General features: G+C 74.6%; 1 protein-coding gene. It reads right to left on the bottom strand.

Annotation, left to right across the window (positions count from 1 at the left end):
• Window positions 1–252: hypothetical protein (locus SB754_RS21750; protein ID WP_410784392.1), on the bottom strand; the 252-nt coding region annotated here is incomplete at both ends.

Here is a 252-nt window from a genome sequence, read left to right as displayed (position 1 = left end):
CGAGCGCATCCGCAGGCGTCGCAGCACCTCGCTGTCGCACCACTCGATCGCGTCGCCGCTGCCGGCGGCCTCGGGCAGGAAGTAGCCGCTCGTGAGACGGCCGGCGTTCTCCAGCCGCTGCAGGGTGTGGCGGGCGACCGCGGCGCCGAGCCCGAACCGGGTGGCGACGGCATCCGTCGTGAAGGGTCCGTGCGTGCGGGCATGCCGGGCGACGAGGTCTCCCAGCGGGTCGGCCAGCGGTTCGAGGAACGC

Source organism: Leifsonia sp. SIMBA_070 (assembly GCF_046534635.1).
In the GTDB taxonomy this organism is placed as follows: domain Bacteria; phylum Actinomycetota; class Actinomycetes; order Actinomycetales; family Microbacteriaceae; genus Leifsonia.
Note: the sequence above shows the minus strand (reverse complement) of the source record. Positions and strands in the feature narration are given on the sequence as shown.